A 2,353-nucleotide genomic window follows, 5' to 3' on the forward strand; every position below is an offset into this window, starting at 1 on the left:
AATCAAATAATCACTATAAAGATCAAGCATATCCATTTAATTCCCTCCCTAAAATTAAGGGCGGAATTCTAATGCTTTTTAGTCAAACTACAAGTTTATGTGCGTAACATGAGTTATTAAATTTTAAACGGCCTTTGTTTAAAAAAGTATAGCTTATCCTAGTCTATGTGCTCATTAGTATGAAAAATCATATACTAAAGGGGGAGGGTTGAGGGAGTCCGCGTTTTCATCCAGCCGGCGATACTGTAGCGAGTACAGTGGGTTAGTTCTACTTCATGGGGCAATTCGCTATTAAAGCAAATGAGGCGATTTCCCAAAGGAATAACCTCGGAAAGTAGCTCATCTTGTGGTGAGTAGAGGTTTAGCTTACCCCCAAAGGAGGGTTGCCACTGTTCATTCAGATAATAGACACAAGATATTTTTCTATTTTTGGTGCTTTGGAATTGATCGACATGTTTTTTGTAAAAAGAACCGGGTTGATAGATAGCAAAATGGGTTTCAAATTCATGCAAGCTTAGATATAAAGCGTGATTTAAAAAATGGCGCATTTTATCCATTCGCTCTAAAAAATGTTTTATACTCTGTTGCTCTTCGTATTGATCAAGCCAACAGATCTCATCCGTGCGGATGCTGATATTATGTTGAGTTTTAATGGCCCTACCAATTTTAGCGTGTTGAAAGGAGCCTTGTTGGTGGAGGGTTTGGGCGATAGCGCGTAATTGTTCAGCATCGGTATCGGGCAAAAAATTATCGATAAGGTGATATCCCTGCGTACATAAATTTTCAACTAAATCATTTGTAAACAAAAGAGTACTCAATAAAGCAATGAAGTTTAGAAATTGTACGTGATGCGGTATTTCTTGCAAGCATTAAAATCATAGTAAACAAGTAAAATTGGGCTAAAACTAAACTGATAATCCCTTTATTTGCGTGTTCTTTTCCCTTCGAGTAAATAATCGTATTCCCGCCATTGCGGCATAAACTGCTCCATTAACCGATAAAAGCGCTGGTTATGGCTTGCTTCCAATAGGTGGATTAATTCGTGTACTAGAACGTATTCTAAGCAAAGAAGGGGTTTTTTTATTAAATTTAAATTTAACCAGATTCGTTGGGCTCGCGTATTGCAGGAGCCCCATCTAGTTTTCATTTTTTTGATTCCCCATTCTGCGACCTGGACATTGATAATGGATTCCCAATGTTTTATTAAAGGTGGAAGAAGCATTTGCATTTCATTTTTATACCAGCGTTCCAATAAATTAGTTATTTGCAACGCGGTGGCGGTGTGGGGGGCATAGCAATAAATAAACGCCTCACGACATTCTATATGAGCGGGGCCATGATGCCTTTGTAGAATGAAGGTATAAGTTTCCCCTTTAAATAAAATGGTGCTCCCGGTTTCAAGTTGTACTTCTTTAGTTGGATTACGTGCTTTAATTCGTTTTAATTGGGCATCAATCCACAAGCTTTGTTGCTGCAAAAAAGCAAAAATCGTCTTTTCTTTAAAATGCAAGGGTGCACTGACTCTTACCCGACCATCAGGGGGATAGATACGTAAGTGCATATTTTTAATAGGCTTTTTTATGACTTCTATGGCAATGCCATTTATTTCAATAATCATATTAAGAAGAGAGTATTTTTTTTACAATTATAACGATACTCTTTCTTAAAAAGCTAGTTAAAACGTTGCGCACCTTCACAGGGGCTATCGATATATTCGCCATTAATGTCTAAAACCATATTCACACTAGCGCGTTGATAGCGAGCTAAAACCTCATACTGTTGTAGGCTTATATACCCATAGGAGCTGCCACAATAGACTAAAGAGTGTGCGCCTGGCTTGGGCTTTACTTGCACGGGAATATCGCAATCCCAGCGAAAGGTACTTAAATCACACTCTGCAAAAGCCATTTGGATGGGAAGAATTGCAGTAAGTATAATCTGCAAATAGGTTTTTTTATTAATCATCGAAGACTCCGTTTCAATGCTTTATTTTTAGTATAGGATAATTCTTATTAAGTATTAGAAATTTATAAAATTTTTCTAGCTAATATTTCGGTATCATTCTATTTAGGGGAAATATACAGGGTCACCTCATGAAAAATTTTGAGATAAGATAGTGGTTAAAATAGAATCATCCCATCCAGCATTTTTTCTGAGCCGCTTAATAGATTGCCTTTTCATCTGATTTTTAGTTAATTGAAGAAGGTTCAAAGCAATATGCCTAACAATGGCCATTGATATAGGCGCGGATTTTTAGACGAAAAAAAGGTATTTTTAAGAGCTATTCTTCTAATATAAGAGGGGAATAGAATGACCAAAAAGCGAAATTATTACACTGCATCAAAAAAATCAA

General features: G+C 36.6%; 3 protein-coding genes. All 3 read right to left on the minus strand.

The annotated features are described in order from the left end of the window. Positions 1 to 194 precede the first annotated feature (194 nt). Entirely contained in the window at positions 195 to 806 is a 612-nt protein-coding gene (locus ELY15_RS15190) for a 2OG-Fe(II) oxygenase (protein WP_127101511.1), read from the minus strand. A gap of 116 nt (positions 807 to 922) precedes the next feature. Then, positions 923 to 1,618, minus strand: coding sequence for a M48 family metallopeptidase (locus ELY15_RS15195; RefSeq protein ID WP_127101513.1), 696 nt, complete (start codon positions 1,616 to 1,618; stop codon positions 923 to 925). A 53-nt stretch (positions 1,619 to 1,671) separates the two neighbouring features. Then, positions 1,672 to 1,965, minus strand: coding sequence for a hypothetical protein (locus ELY15_RS15200; RefSeq protein WP_199744235.1), 294 nt, complete (start codon positions 1,963 to 1,965; stop codon positions 1,672 to 1,674). Positions 1,966 to 2,353 lie beyond the last annotated feature (388 nt).

The sequence above is a fragment of the Legionella sp. km772 genome, assembly GCF_003989735.1.
Taxonomy (GTDB): domain Bacteria; phylum Pseudomonadota; class Gammaproteobacteria; order Legionellales; family Legionellaceae; genus Legionella.